The organism is Pedobacter sp. GQ55 (assembly GCF_059758925.1).
Window position 1 is genome coordinate 24461 of sequence record NZ_JCAXEI010000012.1, and the last position, 24056, is coordinate 48516.

General features: G+C 41.9%; 12 protein-coding genes. 8 read left to right on the top strand and 4 right to left on the bottom strand.

The genetic code is table 11. The features are described from left to right. Window positions 1-6: 6 nt before the first annotated feature. The 4 genes from AC6CH7_RS22840 to AC6CH7_RS22855 all read right to left on the bottom strand — a co-directional run bounded on the left by AC6CH7_RS22840 (window position 7) and on the right by AC6CH7_RS22855 (window position 4540). The gene (locus AC6CH7_RS22840; protein ID WP_498264904.1) at window positions 7-1380 is read right to left on the bottom strand and encodes a glycoside hydrolase family 27 protein; all 1374 of its coding nucleotides are present in this window, start codon (window positions 1378-1380) and stop codon (window positions 7-9) included. Next, window positions 1352-2050 carry an L-ribulose-5-phosphate 4-epimerase gene (locus tag AC6CH7_RS22845; protein WP_498264905.1) on the bottom strand — a complete coding sequence of 233 codons (699 nt, stop codon included), beginning with the start codon at window positions 2048-2050 and terminating at the stop codon, window positions 1352-1354. Before AC6CH7_RS22845 ends, AC6CH7_RS22840 begins: the two co-directional genes overlap by 29 nt. Next, complete coding sequence (locus AC6CH7_RS22850; RefSeq protein ID WP_498264906.1) at window positions 2047-3747, bottom strand: ribulokinase; 1701 nt, start codon at window positions 3745-3747, stop codon at window positions 2047-2049. Before AC6CH7_RS22850 ends, AC6CH7_RS22845 begins: the two co-directional genes overlap by 4 nt. Before the next feature lie 85 nt (window positions 3748-3832). After that, the gene (locus tag AC6CH7_RS22855) at window positions 3833-4540 is read right to left on the bottom strand and encodes an NUDIX hydrolase (RefSeq protein WP_498264907.1); all 708 of its coding nucleotides are present in this window, start codon (window positions 4538-4540) and stop codon (window positions 3833-3835) included. 277 nt (window positions 4541-4817) lie between these two features. Here AC6CH7_RS22855 and AC6CH7_RS22860 point away from each other — a divergent pair, with 277 nt between their 5' ends. The 8 genes from AC6CH7_RS22860 to AC6CH7_RS22895 all read left to right on the top strand — a co-directional run bounded on the left by AC6CH7_RS22860 (window position 4818) and on the right by AC6CH7_RS22895 (window position 24052). Beyond that, complete coding sequence (locus AC6CH7_RS22860) at window positions 4818-6800, top strand: alpha-L-arabinofuranosidase family protein (protein ID WP_498264908.1); 1983 nt, start codon at window positions 4818-4820, stop codon at window positions 6798-6800. A 1-nt stretch (window position 6801) separates the two neighbouring features. Next, window positions 6802-9195 carry a beta-L-arabinofuranosidase domain-containing protein gene (locus tag AC6CH7_RS22865; RefSeq protein WP_498264909.1) on the top strand — a complete coding sequence of 798 codons (2394 nt, stop codon included), beginning with the start codon at window positions 6802-6804 and terminating at the stop codon, window positions 9193-9195. 16 nt (window positions 9196-9211) lie between these two features. After that, window positions 9212-11371 (top strand): glycoside hydrolase family 43 protein, encoded by a 2160-nt coding sequence (locus AC6CH7_RS22870; RefSeq protein WP_498264910.1) that lies wholly within the window; start codon window positions 9212-9214, stop codon window positions 11369-11371. Window positions 11372-12015: 644 nt separating this feature from the next. Then, window positions 12016-15153 (top strand): SusC/RagA family TonB-linked outer membrane protein, encoded by a 3138-nt coding sequence (locus AC6CH7_RS22875; RefSeq protein WP_498264911.1) that lies wholly within the window; start codon window positions 12016-12018, stop codon window positions 15151-15153. Window positions 15154-15171: 18 nt separating this feature from the next. Beyond that, window positions 15172-16809, top strand: a complete 1638-nt coding sequence (locus AC6CH7_RS22880) for a RagB/SusD family nutrient uptake outer membrane protein (RefSeq protein ID WP_498264912.1) — start codon at window positions 15172-15174, stop codon at window positions 16807-16809. Window positions 16810-17109: 300 nt separating this feature from the next. Continuing rightward, complete coding sequence (locus AC6CH7_RS22885; RefSeq protein ID WP_498264913.1) at window positions 17110-19497, top strand: glycoside hydrolase family 127 protein; 2388 nt, start codon at window positions 17110-17112, stop codon at window positions 19495-19497. A gap of 25 nt (window positions 19498-19522) precedes the next feature. Then, window positions 19523-20920, top strand: coding sequence for an aminopeptidase P family protein (locus AC6CH7_RS22890; protein ID WP_498264914.1), 1398 nt, complete (start codon window positions 19523-19525; stop codon window positions 20918-20920). A 156-nt stretch (window positions 20921-21076) separates the two neighbouring features. Continuing rightward, on the top strand, window positions 21077-24052 hold the full coding sequence (locus AC6CH7_RS22895) for a SusC/RagA family TonB-linked outer membrane protein (protein WP_498264915.1): 2976 nt from the start codon (window positions 21077-21079) through the stop codon (window positions 24050-24052). Window positions 24053-24056 lie beyond the last annotated feature (4 nt).

Below are 24056 nucleotides of genomic sequence, written 5' to 3' on the forward strand. Positions count from 1 at the left end.
TGTGTTTTACTTAATTGCTGAAATGCGGAACAGACCTGCTCCATGTTTATTGATTGCCGCTGTATATGTTCCTTTGGCCGTGCCCTTGTTCCTCTTGCTCCAAAGGTCTCTCACTCTGCAGGCCCCGGTAAACCCAAGCTCATTCAAGTTTACAGAAATGTTTACTGCCTGATTGCCATCGCCCGGGTTAAACAAAGCGACGTATTTATCCCCGGTTTTTGGATCATCTGCCACCCAGCAGATCCCACCCTCATTACGAAACAGTTGTTTGTTATTGGTGCTGTTGTTTAGGATATTGAGCACCTCTGTATTGTTTAGTAGTGAAAGGGTAAATGCATCATTACTCGGCAGGTCACCCCCAAACATTAATGGTGAACGGAATATCGTCCACAGTGTCATCAGTGTGTATTGCTCATCTTTGGTAAATGCCGTCATTCTTGGATTTCCTCGTTCTGCGCGGATTCCAATTTTCCCAAGAGGAAGCATGTCTCCATCAGGCCAGGCACCAGGTGCACGATATTTGTTCCATCGCTCAAATACATCAAAATGATCTTTCAGCATGGGCCAGTTGTCCCAGAAATCGTCTACTGTGCGCCACATATTGGCGTGACCCTGCACATGGGTAGCGCTTGCAATAGGTGTTTCTCCGGGCGAAGTACTCAGCACGATCTTTCTGCCTGTGAGTGCAATTGCTTTGCGGATCATTTCTACCTCCCCGGTATGATAAGGTCTGGAAAGGTCATCCACCTTAATGAAATCTACACCCCACGATGCATATAGCTTAAACAGCGAGTTGTAATATTCCTGCGCTCCATCACGTCCGGCTACCACAGTGTACATGTCATGTAGCCACTTACATTGCAGGTCTGTGCTGTAAATGTCTTTGGCGGTAGCTTTGCTCCCCATGATGGGTAGATTACGCTTTACGGCCTCCACCGGGATGCCCCGCATGATGTGGATACCAAATTTCAATCCCTTTTTATGGATGTAGTCTGCAAGGGGCTTAAATCCTTTACCGCCTGCTGCGGAAGGGAAGCGGTTTACTGCTGGTTGAAACCTGCCGTATTCATCCAGTACATAATCTGGATCCGTCTCATTATAGCCATGTGCTTTGTCGTTTCCAACATACCAGCGAATGTCTACCACCACATACTCCCATCCAAAAGCTTTCAGATTTTTAGACATATAATCCGCATTGCTTTTCACTTCAGCTTCCACTACCGTGGGGCCAAAGCAATCCCAACTGTTCCATCCCATCGGAGGGGTCTTAGCCCAATCATGAAAATCTTTTTGCTGCGCATTCACGCCCACAAGGACACCAATCAGGAGTACCCCTGTTAATATTATTTTTTTACTGACCATAATAACTGTCCGGGCCATGTTTACGTTCAAAATGCTTTTTTATTAATGCATCTTTTAATTTTGGTGATTGCATATTGATTTGCCTTGTCAGCAGGGCCATATGTGCAATTGATTCCAGTACGGCACTATTATACACTGCTTTTTCTGCTGTTTTACCCCAGGTAAACGGGGCATGATTTCCCACCAGTATCATTTCAACTTCATGATGACTATAACCGAGCGCTTTAAAATGATTGATGATCTGAAAACCCGTTTCGTATTCATAGTTTCCTTTAATCATCTCATCACTCATTGGTGGCGCACAGGGTACATCCACAGTAAGGTGATCGGCATGGGTAGTACCAAAAATGGGGATGTCCATTTGTGCCTGTGCCCAGGACGTGGCATAGGTTGAATGGGTATGTACAATGCCATTGATTCCTTCCCAATGTTTGTATAACACAGCGTGGGTTTTGGTGTCAGAAGATGGTCTGAGCGTTCCCTCTACGGTATTTCCGTCAAAGTCAACGATAACCATTTTATCTGGTGAAAGATCTTTGTATGGTACCCCACTTGGTTTGATAGCGAAAACACCTTCATTTCTGTCGGCTGCGCTAACATTTCCAAAAGTGAATAACACAAGGCCTAGCCTTGGTAACTCCATGTTGGCCTCATAGGCAGTTTCACGTATTATTTTATAAATGCTCATGACACATAAGGTTTGATTTCTCTCTTATTGTATTTCTCCAGATGTCTGCCTAAAGCCAGGTATTCCTGGTAATGCTGGCGATACATCCTTCGTTTGTTCAGATTGGGCTGATATTCTGCTTCGAATCCTGTTCCCATCGCGTCCATTGCAGTTTCAATATTTGAATGGATACCTGCTGCTACAGCGGCAAACATGGCTGCTCCGAGGGCACAGGTGTGCTCAAACCGGTGGATTTTTATTGGCATTTCTAATACATCGGCCATCATTTGCATGATGTAAGGTGATTTTTGGGCTACTCCGCCTATGCCAATTATTCCTTTTACAGGTACGCCCTGGTCTTCGAACCTGTCTACTATACTCTTTGCCCCAAAACAGGTCGCTGCAGCTAAGGCACGGAAAAATTTTGGTGCGTCGGTTCCCAGGCTTAAACCGGCTATGGCTCCTTTAAGTTCCTGGTTGGCATCAGGAGTTCGTCTTCCATTTAACCAGTCCACGGCAAGCTCTGCGTAATCTGCGTCGCCTAATTGTTCAGCCTGCTGGCTTAGACGGGAAATAATTTTTGCTTCCAGCTCATCTTTTAAAGCAATGGCTGTAGCCTGATCGATTAAAGCAGATTCAGTGAGCAGATGATTCAATGGCCAGCTGATTAAGTTTTTGAACCATGCATATACATCACCAAAGGCCGATTGACCCGCTTCAAGACCCATTGTCCCCGGGATAACTGAGCCATTTACTTGTCCGCAAATGCCTTTTACCAGTTTGCCTTCCAGGTCTTGCAAGGGGGCAACAAGAATGTCACAGGTACTTGTCCCCATGATTTTGCAAAGGTGATAGGGTAATATCTGTCCACCAACAGCGCCCATGTGTGCATCAAATGCGCCTACGCCAACAACAACATCTGTTGATAATCCTAATCTCTCGGCCCATTCCTCACTTAATCTTCCAGCAGGTTCGTCTGAAGTATAGGTGTCCTGAAATAGTCTTTCGGTAAATCCAGACAATAGGGGGTCTAATTTGCTGAAAAATTCATCAGGTGGAAGACCGTTAAACTCTTCTGCCCAAAGGGCTTTATGTCCTGCTGCACAGCGGCTCCTTTTCATCTTTCTGGCGTCATCGCCTCCGGTTAGCAAGAAAGGGATCCAGTCACAATGCTCTACCCATGAAAAGGTCGCATCACGAACAGCAGGATCTGCTCTTAACACATGAAGCAGTTTCGCCCAGAACCATTCTGAAGAGTAGATTCCACCCACGTATTTAAGGTAGTTTGTTTTAAATTTTGTAGCGTGCTCATTGATCTGCGCTGCTTCTTTGATTCCTGTATGATCTTTCCACAATACAAACATGGCATTTGGATTTTCTTCAAAGCCAGGAGTGAGGGCAAGGGGTGTTCCTGTTTTGTCAACTGCTACCGGAGTAGAACCTGTGGTATCCACGGCAATTCCTTTTATGGAATCAGCTATTGTTGTACCGCCCGCTTTTGCGATGCACTCTTTAATGGTATGCTCCAATCCCTCAATGTAATCGAGTGGATGTTGTCTGAACTGATTTACTGATGGCTCACAATAGAGATTTTTTTGCCACCTTTTGTAATAATAAACTGAAGAGGATACCTCTGCTCCATTTTCTGCATTAACAATTACAGAGCGAACAGAATCCGATCCGTAATCTATACCGATGACATATTTGGTTAAATTCATAGTAATTGTAATAAACGTCTAATTAACGTTTATTTTTTTAACAAAAGAAAATTATTATGAAATTATTTTTTCATTATTTTGATTATCAGCTAATAAGATTCTCTGGGTTGGGTATGAAATTTAAAAAGGATTGGAATTTAGCTTTGTATTTAGTCTTATCCAGCGTATAATAAAAAGCCCCACGTTTGGAACTGGACTTGTCTTTTTCAGTAAGTTTGATTAATAAGTCCGTTGAATTGACTTTGCGGATAAAATTCCGGTTATCAATTTTGGCATTATAAACCTGTTCATATAAATTCTGTAATTGCGGGATGGTGAATTTGGTCGGCATCAGCTCAAACAGAATGGGGTGTAGTGCGGCTTTATAACGTATCCTTTTTTTGGCTTCCTCAACCATATTGTTGTGGTCAAAGATAAGAGATGGAGCTTCATTGATGAGGAACCATTCGGCATGATACCTGTCACTGATCTGTGTTTTGTAAGTATTGATGTCTATTAATGCAAAGTAAGCTACTGATACGGTACGTTCAATTGGGTCTCGTTCCGGGTTTCCATAAGCGCTCAGCTGTTCCAGGTAAACATCCTTTAGTCCTGTAAGTTCAAACAGGATGCGTTCGGCTGCACCGTCCAGGGTTTCCTTCTTTCCCACAAAGCCACCCATTAGGCTCCATTGATCTTTTGCTGGTTGAAATCCTCTTTTAATCAATAATATTTGTAGTTGGTCGCCGTCAAAGCCAAAAATGATGCAGTCGACTGCAACCAGAACGCGCACTTGGTCAGAATAGGTTATCATGTTGAGGGGATCGTTTGTCAAAAGTAGTTTACTTGGTTTTCTTGAGTTATAAAAGCAATTTATAAAAATAATTAGCAAAGCTACAAAATTAATAATCGTTAATTTGACGTTTAATTTAAAATTCCTACATTAGCCCTTAGCTGAGCTGAAAATCCCCGGATTTCCTCGGTGAAGACAACCTGACAACAAGCAATGATAACCAAGTATGCGTTTTTACAATTTCGGTTAAGAATTATTGGGTGGGTTGTATCCATAATAACTGAAAGTATAACATAAGATGAAATACAAAAGCAATTTAATCGCTCTGCTCATTGCGGGGACTTTTTTTAAGGCGAGTGCACAACAAGCGGAGGTTATTGTGGTCAACGCAGCTAAATCTGAAGGAAAAATATCACCAACGATGTGGGGTGTTTTTTTTGAAGACATCAACATGGGAGCAGATGGTGGTATTTATGCCGAAATGGTAAAGAACCGGTCTTTTGAATTTTTAAAGCCATTGATGGGCTGGTCTGTAAAAGGGGATAAGATCAGAGAAGGTGACCTGCTTGTGCTGAATAGACAAGATGCTCACCTTGCTAATCCAAGGTTTCTTAGAGCGGCTATAAAAGATGCTGCAAAAGGACAGGCCGGGCTGACCAATGAGGGATTCAAAGGTGGGATGGGCATAAAAAAAGACCTTGAATATGAGTTTTCCCTGATGTACCGACAGCAGAATCCAGGAATCACATTGCACGTAGAATTGGTAGATGAGCAAAATAATATCTTAGGTACTGGTGTATTAAAACCGACTGATGTATCAGGGAAATGGGCGAAACAAGAGGTGAGTTTTAGCGCTAGCACTACAGCAGCAAAAGCTAAGATGAACATCTGGTTTGAAGGAAATGGCGTGTTGGATATGGATATGATCTCTTTATTTCCTGCAGATACCTGGAAGGGCCGTAAGAAAGGCATGCGAGCAGATATGATACAGATGCTGGCAGACATGAAGCCGGGTTTCATCCGTTTTCCGGGTGGTTGTATTGTAGAAGGAACCGATCTGGCCAACAGGTATCAGTGGAAGAAAACAATAGGACCAATAGAGGAGCGTCAATTAATCATGAACCGTTGGAATACGGAGTTTGCGCATCGTCCTTCACCTGATTACTTTCAAACCTTTGGACTGGGCTTTTTTGAGTATTTCCAATTGGCAGAAGATATAGGAGCTGAGCCATTACCAATTCTGAACTGTGGAATGGCATGTCAATTCAATACTGCCGAAGTAGTTCCTTTGGATCAGTTGGATCCTTATGTACAGGATGCTTTGGATCTGATTGAGTTTGCCAATGGTGATATCTCCTCTGAATGGGGTAAGATCCGGGCATCAATGGGACATGCTGAGCCCTTTAATTTGAAGTATTTGGGTGTAGGCAATGAGAATTGGGGACCACAGTATATTGAACGTGCCAAAGCCTTTCAAAAGGCTATCAAAGCAAAATATCCAAAGATAAACCTGATTTACAGTTCGGGTACAGATCCGGATAGTGAGCGATTCCATTTTCTGGACAAAGAACTGCGTACAATGGGGGCAGATATCATAGATGAACATTATTACCGTTCTCCTGAATGGTTTTTGAAAAATGCCTCCCGATATGACAGTTACGACCGTAAGGGAGCAAAGGTTTTTGCGGGTGAGTATGCTGCCCATGTAGATGGAAAAACTACAGGAAGTAACCGGAACATCTGGCAGGCGGCAATTGCCGAAGCAGCCTTTATGACCGGGCTGGAACGTAATGCCGCTGTGGTAAATATGGCATCTTATGCACCTTTGTTTGCCAATACAGAAGGTTGGCAGTGGGCTCCTGATTTAATTTGGGCAGACAATATGAATATCTATGGTACGCCAAATTACTACGTTCAAAAGTTGTTTTCTACCAACAAAGGAACCCAGGTAGTCTCCGCGCTGGCAGAAGGGAAATGGCTCTCCGGTCAGGATGGGTTGTATGTATCGGCAGTGGTCGACAGTGTGAAGAAAGAACTGATCGTGAAGCTGGTCAATACCAAGGAGACTGTGCAGGACAAACAACTTTCTTTGGAAGGATTAAAATCATTAGCAAGCGAAGCTCAATTGACTATATTGAAAGGTCTTTTAACTGATCAAAACACGATCGATAGCCCGTTCGCTATTGCTCCCACAGAGTTAAAGCTCAAATTAAAAGGGAAAACTGCTGCACTGAAATTGCCTGCAAATTCGTTTGTCATGTTGAAAGTTAGTTATCAATAAAATGGCTGGTAAGCAAACAATTCGAAGGTTTTTGAAATATGGCTTCTGCTTGTCGCTCAGTATTTCCTGGGGCTTATTATTTGCGCAGCAAAAGTATCCTTTTAAGCTGTTTAAATCACAAGAAGTAAGGTTGCTGGATGGTGTTTTTAAGCAAGCACAACAGACAGATCTGGATTATATGCTGGCACTGGATGTTGACCGCTTATTGATGCCTTATCTGAGAGAAGCAGGATTAAAGCCAACTGTACAAAGTTACCCTAATTGGGAAAATACCGGGTTGGATGGGCATATCGGTGGACATTATTTGACCGCATTGTCGTTGATGTATGCAGCTACCGGTGATCAAAGGATAGAAAAGCGGCTGAAAGACATGCTGGCGGAACTAAAGAAATGCCAGGATGTGAGTCCAACAGGCTACATCGGCGGGGTGCCAGGCAGTGTCAAATTATGGGAGGAAATCGCCCGGGGAAAAATAGACGCCGGAACTTTTAGCCTCAATGGTAAATGGGTGCCACTTTACAATATCCATAAGCTATTTGCTGGATTGCGTGACGCTTATCTGTATACAGGCGATGTTGAGGCAAAAAAAATGCTGATCAAATACTGCGATTGGTTTGTTTGGTTAACTTCTAAATTGAATGACCAGCAGATTCAGCAAATGCTGAAATCTGAGCATGGAGGCATCAATGAAGTATTGGCCGATGTATACGAAATCACTGGAGATCAGAAATACCTAAAATTGGCTTATCAGTTCTCAGATCATTCCATCCTGGATCCGTTGGCTCAGGGTAAAGATCAGTTGAATGGGATTCATGCCAACACACAAATACCAAAGGTAATTGGATTCAAGCGCATAGCTGATCTGAATAGAGACAGCGTTTATCAAAAAGCAGCTTCGTTCTTTTGGAATGAAGTGGTACACCATCGGACAGTAGCGAATGGAGGTAATAGTGTGAGGGAACACTTTAATCCATTAAACGACTTTTCGGGAATGATCAATAGTGTAGAAGGACCTGAAACCTGCAACAGCTATAATATGCTCAAACTCACAAAACTATTTTATGAGTCAGAGGGTCTGGCTGGTTATATCGATTATTACGAACGTACCGTTTACAACCATATTTTATCCTCGCAACATCCAGACAAAGGAGGGTTTGTCTATTTCACTCCTATGAGACCCGGACATTACCGGGTGTATTCCCAACCTGAAACGAGTTTTTGGTGTTGCGTAGGATCAGGGTTGGAAAATCACGCCAAATACAATGAGTTGATCTATGCGTTTCAGGATGATATGCTTTACCTGAACCTATTTATCCCTTCCAGTTTAAACTGGAAAGAGAAAGGACTAAGTTTTGAACAGCAGACTCAATTTCCGGAATCAGAAAAAACAATTTTTACCATGACCAGCGGAAAAGCGAGCCATTTTACCTTGAAAGTCAGGTATCCTGTATGGGTTTCGGCAGGAACGATGCAGGTGTTGGTGAATGGAAAAGCGGTAGCGGTTAATGCAAAGCCCGGTGGCTATATTTCCCTCACACGGACCTGGAAAAAAGGCGATCGGGTGGAACTGCTGCTCCCAATGAAGACTTATACCGAACAACTGCCGGATGGATCAAACTATGTGGCGGTGCTGCATGGACCTGTTCTGCTTGCTGCCAAAACAGATACTGCCAATTTGAAGGGCTTATTTGCTGATGAAAGCCGGATGGGGCATATTGCTTCCGGAAAACAATACCCTTTGCGGGACATGCCGATGTTTGTTCATGATGGTCAGGATAAAGAGTCATTGATCCAGCCGGTGAAGGGCAAGGCTTTGACATTTACAGCATCCGGTCTTATTTATCCCGAGCGATATAAGACGCTGGAATTGACACCTTTTTACAAGCTTCACGATTCCAGGTATGTCGTTTACTGGCAGGAGGAAACCAAAGCAGGGTTGGAGGCTTTAAAGAAGAAAATGGCGGAACAACAGCGGATTGCCGATGAACTTGCCCGTGTTACTATAGATATGGTATTTCCGGGCGAACAACAACCGGAGTCTGATCATTTTTTTAAAGCAGAACAGACTAGTAATGGGGTGTTCCGGGATCGACACTGGCGTACTGCAAAAGGTTGGTTCAGCTATGAACTGACAGACCAAAATAAGGAAGCCCATTGTCTGCGACTGACCTACTATGGAGGGGATAAGAACCGGAGGTTTAAGATATTGATCAATGACCTGTTGCTGGCTTCAGTGAACCTGGATGACAGTATTGGCGACAAATTTTATGAGGTAGACTACATTATTCCTCAGGAAATGCTAAAAATGACTTCTTCAAAATTAAGGGTTAAGTTTGTTGCAGGGGACGGCTCAGAGACCGCCGGCATCTACGAACTGCGGTTGGTGAAAAAATAACATAAGTGAACGACAAATGAATACACAAATCAGTTATTATCTACGTGTGCTGGTACTTGCTGCGCTGGTGCTTATCGTAAATTTAAGGGGCACTTCTGCACAGCAATCGAGAAACACAGCTTACCTTTTTACCTATTTTACGGGAAATAACGGAACAGAGGAATCCATCAGATTTGCCTTAAGCAACGATGGTTATACCTACCGGGCGCTAAATGGCGATCAGCCTGTGATCAGTTCGACAGCAATCAGTTCTACCGGTGGTGTACGTGATCCGCACATTTTACGCGGCGTAGATGGTAAGACCTTCTATATGGTGGTTACCGATATGGTATCTGCCAAAGGCTGGGATTCTAACCGGGCAATGGTATTGTTGAAATCTACCGATCTGGTTAACTGGACTTCAAGTATTGTCAATATCCAGAAACGTTTCCCTAATCAGGACAGCTTACTTCGCGTATGGGCACCTCAAACCATATACGATAAACAAGCAGGTAAGTATATGATCTATTGGTCTATGAAACATGGAGCAGGTCCTGATATCATCTATTGGGCTTATGCCAATAAAGATTTTACAGATCTGGAGACTGAGCCAAAACAACTCTTCTTTAGCCCGACAAATGGACCTTGCATTGATGGAGACATTATCTTCGACCAGGGAAAATACCACTTGTTTTACAAAACCGAAGACAGTGAAAAAGGTATTCGGGTGGCAGTGTCTGATAAGTTAAAAGAAGGTTATGTGGCGCGTCCGGGTACAGTACAACAAACTAAAGATCCGGTAGAAGGTGCGGGGGTATTTAAACTCAATAATGGAGAAGGGTATATCCTGATGTATGATGTATACACTAAGGGACGCTATCAGTTTACAAAGACCAAAGATCTGAAGCAATTTACAGTGGTTGATCATGAGGTAGGGATGAACTTTCACCCGCGCCATGGCACTGTATTGCCAATCACTAAAGCAGAAGCCGCAGCCTTATTAAAAAAATGGTACACCGGGGCGGATGTAATCGGATCCGGACAATCACCGGCGATTAAAAAAAATAACATTGTGATCGATACCCTAAACTCAAAGGTTTACCTTCCGGTAAAAAACGGGACTTCATTGAGGTCTTTCGATCCGGAATTTGTGATGTTCCCCGGGATGAGTATTAGCCCAAAAGGACCTTATGATTTTACGAAAGGACCTGTTAAAGTAAAAATCACATTGCCGGGGCATCAGCCCCTTGTGTATGAAGTGACGGCTTCTGTCGATCTGAATCCAGTATTGAATGGTTACTATGCAGACCCGGAAATCCTCTATTCTAAGAAAACTAAAAAATACCATTTATACCCTACCAGCGACGGTTTTCATGACTGGTCAGGAACTTATTTTAAGACCTTCTCTTCCCGAGACCTTGTGGACTGGAAAGATGAAGGGGTAATTGTCGATTTACTCAAAGACGTAAGTTGGGCTAAGAAAAATGCATGGGCACCTACCATCGCAGAAAAGAAGGTAGGTAATAGCTACAAATACTATTACTATTTTACCGCTGCACAAAAAATAGGGGTTGCCGTTTCTGAAGACCCATCCGGTCCTTTTAAGGATAGCGGTAAGGCGCTGATTGCAGGTAAGCCTGGAGGAATAAAAGGTGGGCAAGAGATCGATCCCGATGTATTTACCGATCCTAAAACAGGCAAAAGTTATTTGTATTGGGGTAATGGTTATATGGCTGTAGCTTTGTTGAATGAAGATATGATATCGATAGACTCTTCATCAATTAAAGTCATCACTCCAGATAAAACTTTCAGGGAAGGGACTGAAGTTTTTTACAGAAATGGAAAATACTATTTTTTATGGTCGCAGAATGATACGAGAGATGCGGATTATGGAGTGAGGTATGGTGTTTCCGATTCGCCAACAGGTAAAATCACTTTGCCGGAAAATAACCTGATTCTTTCTAAAGACGAATCACAGGCCATTTACGCTACCGGACATAATTCTGTTATCCAGGTGCCGGGTAAGGATGAATGGTATATTGTTTACCATCGCTTTACCCGTCCGGCAGGATTGAGCATGGGGCAGTCTGCAGGTTATAACCGTGAAGTGTGTATTGATAAAATGGAGTTCGATGCCCAGGGTAATATAAAAGTGGTACAGCCTACATTAAAGGGAATTAAATCAGTCAAGTATTGAAAGTATATGCAGTCAGGTATAAATTAGCTCGCAAAAAGATGGCGTAAGCTAATGAGCGTGTGGTAAGCTAATGAAGTGCCTGAAGGAGTAATTATAAGATTTGGGTTAAAATATGGTTGTTATCGGTTAAAATACGGTAATGCTTTAACAATAAAGGTGAGTACATTTAATAAACGTCAATTAGACGATTAATTAAAGAGCTATTCATTTTGAATCATTAATTAAGTTTCTAAACCGAGCTTTAACCAAATATAAATATGAACAGAAGTCAGCTAACTTATAGATAGGTCCCATTTAAAGTTAAATAATTAGTAATCCTCATTTTTCATTCAGTCTGTCTTATTAACCTGGGTAGATCAGTTTATTAAAATGGCGTAAGAATAACGCTTATGTCATCTTTATTTGATTAATCCGTTAAACGTTAATTTGACGTTTAACGGATTAAGTAGGAAATGATTCAATATTGCCATTATTTAATAGACCACTTATAAACAAAGAACAGTATGAACATAAGAGACATCTAACTGCCCGAAAACCAATTATCTCCCGAGAATAGATCCCTGTGCCAGAATTTGATGCCTTCTAATTAGAAGGTCAGGGGAATTTTATACTTCATTTTTTCACAAAAACTAACCATTTAACGTATGAAGATTTATTTACAAAACCATTTTGATCGGTCTAAAATTAGGAGTACATTTTTTACTCAATTGGTATTGTCTCTTATTTTTACAGGATTATCCCTTGCCACACCACTCAAGAAACCGGTGTCCTTATCAAAAAACGGATTTGATTTTAACGTCGAGGATTCAAGTATAACAAATGTAACCATAACTAGTGCTCTTGTAAAAGTGGTGCCGTTGGGTTTTACCGAAATACCGGTTAAATCAATATCGGGTAAGGTGACCGATGAGAACGACATGCCCATACCAGGTGTGAGTGTAGTACTAAAAGGGAGCACTATTGGTGGACAAACAGATCTAAATGGTAAATACACTTTAAATGTACCTGATGATGGCGCTATACTAATATTTTCTTATGTCGGCTATGTTCAACAGGAGGTGAATGTTAACGGGCGCAGTATAATTAATGTGGTACTTAAAGCAACACCTAACTCATTAAATGAAGTTGTAGTTGTAGGCTATGGCAGTCAAAAGCGAGGTGATGTCACCAGTTCTGTCGCTACTGTAAAAGCCGAAAACTTTGTAAAAGGGCCGGTTCTCGATGCCGGTCAGTTATTGCAGGGTAAGGTTGCTGGTCTGACTGTTGGAGCACCCAGCGGTAATCCAACTGACGGAACACAGATTTTATTGCGTGGAAATACTACGTTGTTGGGTGCTAACTCGAACCCGTTGGTAATTATTGATGGTATTCCAGGCGATCTGAAAACTGTTGCCCCTGAAGATATTGAATCTATTGATGTGTTGAAAGATGGTTCTTCAGCAGCCATCTATGGGGTAAGAGGATCAAATGGTGTGATCATCATTACCACTAAGCGTGCAAAAGATTCCAATACCAATCGCGTAGATTATAGTGGTTACGCTACTACCCAAATGGTAACCAAAAAGTTAGACATGTTAACAGCGCAGGACTACCGCGACCAGATAAAAGAAGGCATAAGAGACGCAACATGGGATGGAGGAGCCACTACTGATTGGCTTAAAGAAGCAACCCGTACGCCAATAACACAGGTTCACAACTTGACAGTAAGGGGCGGAAATAGCACTACAAACTATTTGGCCTCTGCTAATTACCGCTCGTTGCAAGGTATCTATAAAAAAAGTGAGAATGAAACATTTACCGGTAGGGTAGATGTAAATCATAGCATGTGGGATGACAAGTTAAAGATCAATATAGGGATACTCAATCAAACGAATAATTATACCCGTAATAACAATGGGTCAAATAGTTTTAATGGCTGGATATACAGGCAAACAGTTATTCGTAACCCTACCGAACCAGTATACAATGCCGACGGCAATTTCTATGAACAATCTGGAAACTTTGATTACGAAAATCCACTTGCGCTGATGTATGAAAGCAAGGGTAAATCAGAGAATGTAAACTCCAGGATGAATGGTAGCATTATTTACCGCCCTATGTCCGATTTAAAGTTTTCTGCCCTGTTCTCTTACTCAAGATTTAACGGGACCAATGGCTATGCGGAATCAAAAAAGCATATTTCTAATATAAAAAACGGCTTAAATGGCTTTGCCTCGGTGGGTTCAAATCTATCTGTTGACAGGCTCACAGAGTGGACTGCTGAATACACTAAATCACTTAAGGACCACAACTTTACGGTATTAGCAGGCTATGGCTATCAGGAAAATGTGAGCTCGAATTCTTATGCTGATAACCAGGATTTTCCAACTGACATTTTTGACTGGAATAACCTTGGTCTGGGTGAAGGAATCAAGAACAAAAAAGCTACAGTAAGCAGTGGCAAATCAGAAAGCAATCTGATCAGCTTTTTCGGAAGGTTGAATTACAATTTTAAAGAAAAATACCTGTTAATGGCCAGCTTGCGTCATGAAGGTGCCAGCCAGTTATACGGTGCGAACAGTCCTTGGGGTAATTTTTGGGCGGTATCTGGCGGATGGAGAATTAATAAGGAGAACTTTCTGAAAAATAGCGATCTGTTTGATGACCTGAAACTGCGTGCAGGTTACGGAATTACCGGTAATCCACCTTCAGCGGGATTTTTAAGCCAGCCACTGATTAATTATACAGATTATGTATATACCAATGGTAAATGGACCCGAATACTGGTTCCGGCTACAAATGCCAATCCTTTTATCAGATGGGAAGAAAAGCATGAAACTAACATCGGAATTGACTTTAGTATGCTAAAAGGGCGCATAGGTGGTACTATTGATGTTTATAACCGCCGCATATCAGGTTTACTTTATGAGTATTCCGTACCTAGTCCTCCAAACCTGTATGACCGTACCCAAGCGAATGTAGGGGAAATGGAGAACAGGGGTATTGAGGTCATGCTGAACTTTATGCCTTTAAAATCCGATACATTTAAATGGAATAGCAGTATAAATTTTTCAACCAATACAAATAAATTAATAAGCCTTTCTAACGAATTGTATCAAACCACCACACCGTATTTTACCACAGGCTTTGCAGGTATACCGGTACAAACATTTACAAATATTGTAACGATTGGCAAAGGCATCGGTGATTTTTATGGCTATAAGGTTATCGACATAGGCGATGATGGTAAATGGATATATGAAGGCAGAAACGGTGAACCTGTTAAATATGATGACCTGGCACATAGTTTTGAAGATAAAAAGGTAATAGGTAACGGTTTGCCAAAATACTATGCAGGCTGGAACAACAGCTTTTCGTACAAAAATTTTGACTTAAATATCACCATGCGTGGCGCCTTTGGTTACCAGATCATTAATTCACAAAGAATGTACATGGAGAATCCTGCTATTCAGAACTACAATATCCTAAAAACAGCGTATGATCCAGTACTAGGCAAAACGCCATTAAAAGTGAATGCACTTGAGTTTAACAGCTACTATGTGGAGGACGGCGATTTCTGGAAGATAGATAACATTACCCTTGGCTATAACTTTAACAACCTCAAAACCGGGTATTTAAAAGGTGCACGCATTTATATATCAACGTTAAACACCTTCACTTTTACCAAATACAAAGGTTTGGATCCAGAAGTAAACAGGATAGGACTGGCTCCGGGTTTGGATGACCGTGACAAGTACCCTACCACCCGCTCAATTACCTTGGGTGTGAATATGAATTTTTAATATTTAAATAACTCAGAAATGAAGAAGTTAAGGAATATATATCTAGCTATTGGTGTTTTTTTATCGTTAACAATAGTTGCCAGCTGTACAAAATTAAAAGATACACCCTATTCTGCCATTATATCTACAAAGTTTAATCCCACTAAAGATGACATTGCCGCTCTGGTTGGTGCCGGTTATTCACAATGGCGCTTTATACTGCTTGATTGGAATGGACTCTGGCGTGCACAGGAAGTTACCGGTGATCAACTGGTGATACCTAAACGCCCGTGGGGATGGTTTGATGATGGAGTTTATCAGCGTTTACACAAACACACCTGGACAACAGATGATGACGTCGTTAATCAAACCTGGGGCAGAACTTATGCCGGTATTACCAACTGTAACCGCATTATATTTCAAATAGAATCGGGACTGATACCTATTGCAGAAGGTAAAGAGGCTACACTTGCTGAGTTAAAAGTTCTGCGAGCGTCATACTACGCTATTCTGTGCGATTTTTATGGTAATGTGCCGATAGTAACACAGTTTGATTTACCAGTTGGCTTTCTGCCCAAACAAAACACACGTACGGAAGTATTTAATTTCATAGTTAAGGAGCTCAATGATAACATTCCACTTCTGAGTAATGAAAATAGTGTGGCTACTTATGGGAAGTTTAATAAATGGGCAGCCTATACCTTGCTTGCAAAAATGTATCTTAATGCAGGTGTTTACACAGGTACTGCGAATTGGACAGCGTGCATAACCGCATGCGATGCGGTCATCAACTCCGGTGCAGGATATATACTTGAACCGGCTCAAAAGAATGTCTTTGTGACTGAAAATCAAGGTTCTAAGGAGATTATTTTTGCATTGCCTATGGATGAAGATTATACCAACAACTGGAATGCTTTTGACTTGCATATGCAAACCCTGCAGCAGGAAAATCAAGCCACATACAACCTTAAAAATACTCCCTGGGGTGGTATATGTGCTATTCCACAGTTTATAAATACTTTTGATCAAAGCGATGCACGTTATATCAATAACTGGATAAAAGGCCAGCAATATACCTCGGCCGGACAAATGCTTTATGTGGCTCAAGGAGATTTTACCGGCAAACCATTGGCTTTTGTTAATGAATTGCCGGGTCTGGAAAAAGGTGAATCCATTCATGGTTTTCGTCTGAATAAGTTCGAGATCAAAATGGGTTCAACGAATAGGCTGAGTAACGATTTTCCTATTTATCGGTATGCGGATGTCTTGATGATGAAGGCAGAATGTCTGCTACGCAGCGGAGATGCCAGCACTGCCGCTACCCTGGTTACCCAAATCAGACAGCGTAATTTTGCAACCGATCCCACTAAAGCTATTGTTACGGGTGCACAACTATTGCAAGGCAGTTCATATGCATACGGTTTGAAAGATCAGGTTAATAATCAAAGTACCAATGAGGGTGGCGCTGATATTCAATATGGTCGTTTCCTTGATGAGTTGGGATGGGAGTTTGATCAGGAAGGACATCGGCGTACAGATATGATTAGATTTGGCGCATTTACCAAAAAATCTTGGTTGTCGCATGCTGCAACCAATAACATTAACCGGACGCTTTTTCCAATACCTCGTACACAGCTTGAAAAAAACAGTAATCTGAAACAGAATCCGGGTTATTAGGTGACACGAACAGACAGGGGGTTAGTGAGTGCCCCCTGTTTGTTGTTTTGCAAAAGATGGGACAGTATCTGCCATTCCAAGAAGACTATTGTATCCCCAAACGGAAATGAGGACCGATCCCAGCCTCAGCAATCTGCTAAATTAACATATAGGGTCTGGTGTACGCTGCCTATAAAAATTTTGAGTTAATTTTCACGTGGTAACTGTTAAGAAACGTCTCATTAGTACTGGTTAATAAACCTATTTTTGAAGGGAAATAAGTCAATACAACCGGTTTTTTGAGAATTTAAATAGATTAAAATGAAATCATCACTCCTGATACTGGCTGTCGGAATCGCTGTTCTACCTGCCGGCGCGCAGCAGAAGAAAGACTACCCTATACAGCCCGTAGCTTTTACGCATGTCCATGTAAACGATCAATTCTGGGCCCCAAAAATGCAAGTTAACGCAACTGTCACGATCCCTTATACTTTACAAAAATGTGAAGAGAATGGAAGGATAGATAATTTTTTAATGGCTGCACATGAGATGGAAGGTAAGCTTTCTCAATTTACGTTTGATGATACGGATGTCTACAAGGTAATTGAGGGGGCCTCATATGCGATGCAGGTGAAGAAAGATCCGGCCCTGGAGCATTATATAGATTCGCTGATTACTATCATTGGCAAGGCACAGGAAAAGGACGGTTACTTATTTACTTTCCGTACGGCAAATGCAAAGAAACCTCATGAATGGATAGGAACCAAACGATGGGAAAAGGAAGAGGAACTGAGTCATGAACTGTACAACTCAGGCCATTTATTTGAGTCGGCAGCAGCTTATTATGAGGCAACTGGAAAAAAAACTTTACTTGATATTGCCCTAAAGAATGCTGATTTGCTGGTCAAAGATTTCGGCCCCGGTAAACTCCAGATCTATCCGGGCCATCAAATAGTTGAAATAGGTCTTGTTCGTCTTTATCGCATTACGGGCAATCAGAAATATCTGGATCTTGCAAAGTTTTTTCTGGACGTAAGGGGGCCTAAGGGTGATGCATATAACCAGGCAAACGCCAAAGTTATAGACCAGCGTACTGCCGTTGGACATGCAGTAAGGGCAACTTATATGTATACAGGGATGGCTGATGTGGCCGCATTGACCGGCGATCAGAACTATCTTAACGCCATAGACAAGATCTGGGAAGACGTGGTTTATAAAAAACTGTACATCACGGGCGGTATTGGGGCTACGGGTGCAGGAGAGGCATTTGGAGCGGCTTATCAATTGGCAAATATGTCTGCCTATGCAGAAACTTGTGCCGCCATCGCTAATATCTACTGGAATAGCAGAATGTTCCAGTTGCATGGTGATGCCAAATACATGGATGTTTTAGAGAGAACACTTTACAATGGCTTACTTTCCGGTGTATCTTTAAGTGGCGATCGTTTCTTTTACCCCAATCCCCTGGCTTCGATGCACCAACATCAGCGCAGTGCCTGGTTTGCCTGTGCCTGCTGTATTTCTAATATGACCCGTTTTTTGCCCTCTGTACCGGGCTATGTTTATGCACAGAACAACAATGACCTCTATGTGAATTTGTTTATGAGTAATACGGCCGATGTTAATCTTAAAGCAACTAAAGTTACGCTTACCCAAACAACAGGCTATCCCTGGAACGGAAAAGTAGAGCTCATCATCAAACCGGAGAAATCATCCACATTTGCCCTCAATATTCGGATTCCGGGATGGGCTGCTCAGTCGCCTGTACCGGGCGATTTGTATGCCTATATGGATCAGGCTAAGTCGCCCTTCAAATTACTGCTGAACGGAAAGCCGGCGGTTTATAAAATGATCAAGGGTTATGCCGTTGTGGAGCGTCAATGGAAAAAAGGAGACCAACTTATACTCGATCTGCCAATGGAAGTTCAAAAGGTGATTGCCAATGCGAAGGTAAAAGATGATGTTGGCAGATTTGCTTTTCAGCGTGGACCAATTGTATACTGCCTTGAGGGGCAAGACAACAAAGACGGGCTGGTTCAAAATATCATGGTCGATAAAGATGCCAAAGCTACTACAGCATTTAATAAAGAAAAATTAAACGAAATCCAGGAGATCTCAGTTGAAGGGACAGGTACTAAAAGACAAGTGAACTCCGATGAATTGGTGCAGGTAAAACAAAAGGTTACTGCAATTCCATATTACGCCTGGGCAAATCGCGGATCAAGTGATATGACCGTTTGGATTCCTTATGAGGCCTCCTCGGCCAGACCACAGCCTGCGCCAACTATTGCCTCTTTAAGTAAGGTGAGTTCTTCGTTAGATAACCCGCGTTTACTGGAGGCAATCAAAGATCAATATGAGCCTGCCGATTCAAAGGATACCAATTATCCATACTTGCATTGGTGGCCAAAAAAGAACACCACCGAATATGTACAATATGATTTTTCGGAAAACCACACCGTTTCAGAATCTGGAGTTTACTGGTATGATGATGGACCATGGGGCGGTTGCCGGATTCCGCTTTCATATAAGGTGTTGTATTTGAAAGACGGCACCTGGATACCTGTTGAAATATTAAGTGATTCAGGAATCGCTAAGGACCGGTTTAATGTTCTTAAATTTGAACCTGTAAATACCAAAGCCTTGAAACTTGAAGTTCAGCTACCCGTGGAACACTCATCGGGTATCCATGAGTGGAAGGTGAAATGATTGGTAGTTAATTAAATATCATCTTATGTTCAATAAATCGATCTACATCAAAAGAAGACAGGTTCTCAAATCTAAATTTAATAACGGGATTCTACTTTTCATGGGCAACAACGAAAGCCCGATGAATTACAGAGATAATACTTATCACTTTAGACAGGATAGTACGTTCCTGTATTACTTTGGGGTCAACGCACCAGCGCTGTCGGCGATCATAGATATTGATGAAGACAGGGAAATCATTTTTGGTGCAGAAATGACTTTAGATGAACTGGTGTGGATGGGAAGAGAGCAGTCATTGAAGAGTAAGTGTGAAAATTGCGGAATAAATGAAGTTCAGATACCTGGTGCACTTAAAAATTATGTGGAGCAGGCTGAACATGGTGGAAGAAGTGTTCATTTCCTACCCCCTTATCGTGCAGACAATGAGATCAAGCTGGCTGCCCTGCTAAAGATTAATATTGAGGAATTGAATGCAGCTTCTTCGGTTGAGTTGGTGAAAGCTGTTGTTTCACAAAGGTCTGTAAAGTCAACCGAGGAGCTCCTAGAGATAGATAAGGCAGCGTCACTATCTGCAGATATTCACCTGAGCGTGATGCAGACCACCAGACCCGGAATGTACGAAAGAGAAGTTGCGGCAGCCATCCATCAGGCAGCCCTGGCCTCAGGAGGTAACCTGGCCTACCCAATTATATTAACAGTAAACGGAGAGATCCTGCACAACCACTATCAGGGCAACCTATTGAAGGAGGGACAACTCGTACTGAATGATTCGGGCGTGGAAACCGCAGGCGGTTATGCCAGTGATCTTACCCGTACTTTCCCTGTTTCCAAACGATTTACCCTGGAACAAAAAGATATTTATGAAATTGTACTGCAGGCTTACCGGGATGCTTCGGCAATGCTCTCGCCAGGAACCAGGTATCTTGATGTCCATTTTCAGGCTTGCAAGAGCTTGACTCTCGGACTGAAAGCGTTGGGATTAATGAAAGGGAATGTTGAAGATGCAGTAGCCGCCGGAGCACATACTTTATTCTTTCAATGTGGCACCGGGCATATGATGGGACTTGATGTTCACGATATGGAAGATCTTGGTGAACAATATGTGGGGTATTCAGATGAATTGAAAAAAAACACCACTCAGTTCGGTCTAAAGTCCTTACGGATGGGCAAGGAGCTACATCCGGGTTATGTGGTCACAGTTGAGCCGGGGATTTATTTTAATAAAGAATTAATTGACCGCTATTCCGCTTCAGGTTTGTTCGCGGATTTTATAAACTACCCCGTTGTAGAAAAGTTTCGGAATTTTGGCGGTGTCAGGATTGAGGATGATTTTGTGATCGGAGAGGGAGGAGCCCGCATGCTGGGTAAACACCTGGCAAACACTGTTTCAGAAATTGAAGACATCAGAGCCTCAGCCTTTTAATTAACAAGCCGCCAAAAACACTTATTTAAATCCACGGCCGCAAACGGGGTAAAAATGGATTGATACCTGATAAAATACGAAAACTATCCTCATTTATTTGCTTCTAACTTTAACCGAGTTAAATATATCAGTCAATTAACCAAACTAGGTTTAAGTATGAAAGCAAAAAATGAGTGTTACAAACACCGTAGCAATGGATTATGGTTTCTTTTGCTCCTCCTTCTTCCCTGTCAATTGTATGCCCAAAATACAATTACAATAAAAGGAACAGTCTATGATTCTGCAGACGGAACTACGCTGGTTGGGGTCTCTGTTAATGAAAAAGGTACAACAAATGCGTCAAGTACAGACAATAAAGGTAGTTTTATCCTTAAGGTTTCGAATGCCAATGCGCAGCTTGTATTTAGTTATCTTGGGTATAAACTTCAGGAAATTTCACTCAATGGGCAAAACACAGTCAGTGTGAGGCTGGAACCCGAAAGCAGAGGGTTAAATGAAGTTGTGGTAGTGGGTTACGGTACCCAAAAAAGAGGAGAGGTAACCAGCTCCATCGCCACAGTAAAATCTGAGGATTTTACAAAAGGGGCAGTAAGAGATGCTGCACAGCTGATTCAGGGTAAAGTTGCGGGGCTAAGAATCACAACTCCTTCTGGTGATCCCACGGCCAGCACACAAATCAACCTGAGGGGGTTGAACTCCATCAATGGATCTTCTGAACCTTTAGTCCTGGTGGATGGAATTCCGGGGAGTTTAAATACCGTTTCTCCCGAAGATATTGAATCCATAGATGTCTTAAAAGATGGTTCGGCTGCAGCGATATATGGAACACGTGCAACTGGGGGTGTAATCCTGATCACTACCCGGAAAAATCGTGGTAAATCCAAGTCAACAATTGAATATACGAATTATGTAAACGTTCAAAAGATTGCAAGAAGGCCTGAACTGATGACTGCCGATGATTACAGGCGATTAATTGCTGAGGGTAAGAATTATACAGATCTTGGAAGTAATACCGATTGGCTGGATGAGATTCTACAAAATCCGGTTAGTCAGAATCACAACCTAAGTTTTTTTGGTGGTACCGGAACTACAAATTTAACGGGGTCGGTAAACTATCGAAACTGGGAAGGCATATTTCTGCGTACCGGTCAGGAGCGACTTACCATTCGCGCCGATTTAAATCATGCGATGTTTGATGATAAGCTAAAAACCAATATTCAGGTAATTAACCGAACCACATCCTCTACTCAGGGGGGAGCCGATGGATATGCTTACAGACAGGCGATGATACGTAATCCTACGGACAGAATTTTAACTGAGGATGGAGAATGGCAGGAAAGAGCAGTTTATTTTTACGATAACCCTCTTTCCAGAATCAACGAGGCAACAAACGACAACACTTTTCGGGAGATGCGGGTTAGCGGAAGTCTAGACTATCGCCCCATAAAGGATCTGAGCCTAAAAATACTGGTTTCTAATGTGCAAAACAATAATCTGAATGGCAATAGTACTACTTTCGATCATGTAAATACCACCAAAAGTCAGTTGAATGGAACTGCATCCCGGTCTACTTATTCTAATAAAGAAAATCTGATTGAGTTAACTGCTAATTATACAAAGAGCATCAATAATCACAATTTTACATTGCTTGGTGGGTATAGCTGGCAAGATGCAACTTTTGAAAATTTCAGTGCTTATAATTTTGATTTTCCTACAGACGCATATACCTGGAATCAATTGGAAGCAGGTTCCGCATTAAAAAGAGGACTGGCGGAAATGACCAGTTTTAAAAGCAAATGGCAGCTTGCCGGTTTTTTCGGACGTCTTACCTATAACTGGGATGAAAAATATCTTTTTATGGCAAGTGTGAGAAGAGAGGGATCGTCAAAATTTGGCGTGAACAATCAATGGGGAACTTTCCCGGCTGCGTCTATTGGCTGGAGAATAAACAAGGAGAATTTCATGCATGATATTGCAGTGGTATCTGACTTGAAGTTAAGGGCAGGCTATGGTGTTACAGGAACAATTGCCAATGAACCCTATATGTCTCAGAGCAGTTACGATTTTACTTATAATGAAGGTGCATTTATTAATGGTAAATGGGTTCAGGGATTTGTTCCAACAAGAAACTTTAATCCGGACTTGCGATGGGAGAAAAAGAAAGAATATAATGTTGGCCTCGACTTTGGTTTATTCGAAAACAGGGTTACTGGGTCCCTTGACTACTATACACGGAATGTAGAAGACCTGCTTTATAATTTCCCGGTGCCTGTACCTCCATATTTAACTGGTAACATGTTTCTTAATGCGGGAACAATGAAAAATTCTGGATTTGAAGCACTTTTAAATATTAAAGCAGTAGACAGCAAATTGCTAAAATGGAACACTAACCTTACCTATTCGACTAATAAGAATAAGTTGGTCGACCTGTCTAATAAGCAGTTTGACGTAACCACTGAATTTTTTGATGCAGGGTACACTGGTGAGCCCATTCAGTCATCAACCCATCGTGTAAAAGTCGGTGGTCCCATCGGCCAGTTCTTTGTGCTTAAAAGTGTCGGTGTAGATGACAATGGGAAATGGTTGGTAGAGAACAAGGATGGACAGGTTATACCCATTGCAGAATCGACTGCTGAAGACCGTCAGTATTATGGGAACGGGATTCCTAAATACCTGATGGGCTGGAATAACTCTTTTCAGATCAAGAACTTTGATCTGCAGGTAAACATTAGGGGAGCCTTTGGTCATGATGTGCTGAATATGCAAAGAATGTATTATGAAAACCCCGTTAACAAGGCCTATAATGTCTTAAAAACCGCATATGATCCGGTATATGGTAAACAACTCAATACAGACCTGGTTTATGTTAGCCATTATATTGAAAAAGGCGATTACATTAAAATAGATAACATCACACTTGGCTATACCTTACCTAAAGATTTTATCAAAAAGATAAGTAACCTCAGGATCTATGTTTCCGGACTTAATCTATTTACCATTACAAAGTATAAAGGTCTTGATCCAGAAGGGGTAAGCTATTCAGGTGATTTCACCTTTGCACCTGGAATTGAACACCGGGATACTTATCCTACTACACGGACTTTTACTGCCGGACTTAATGTTTCATTTTAAGTTA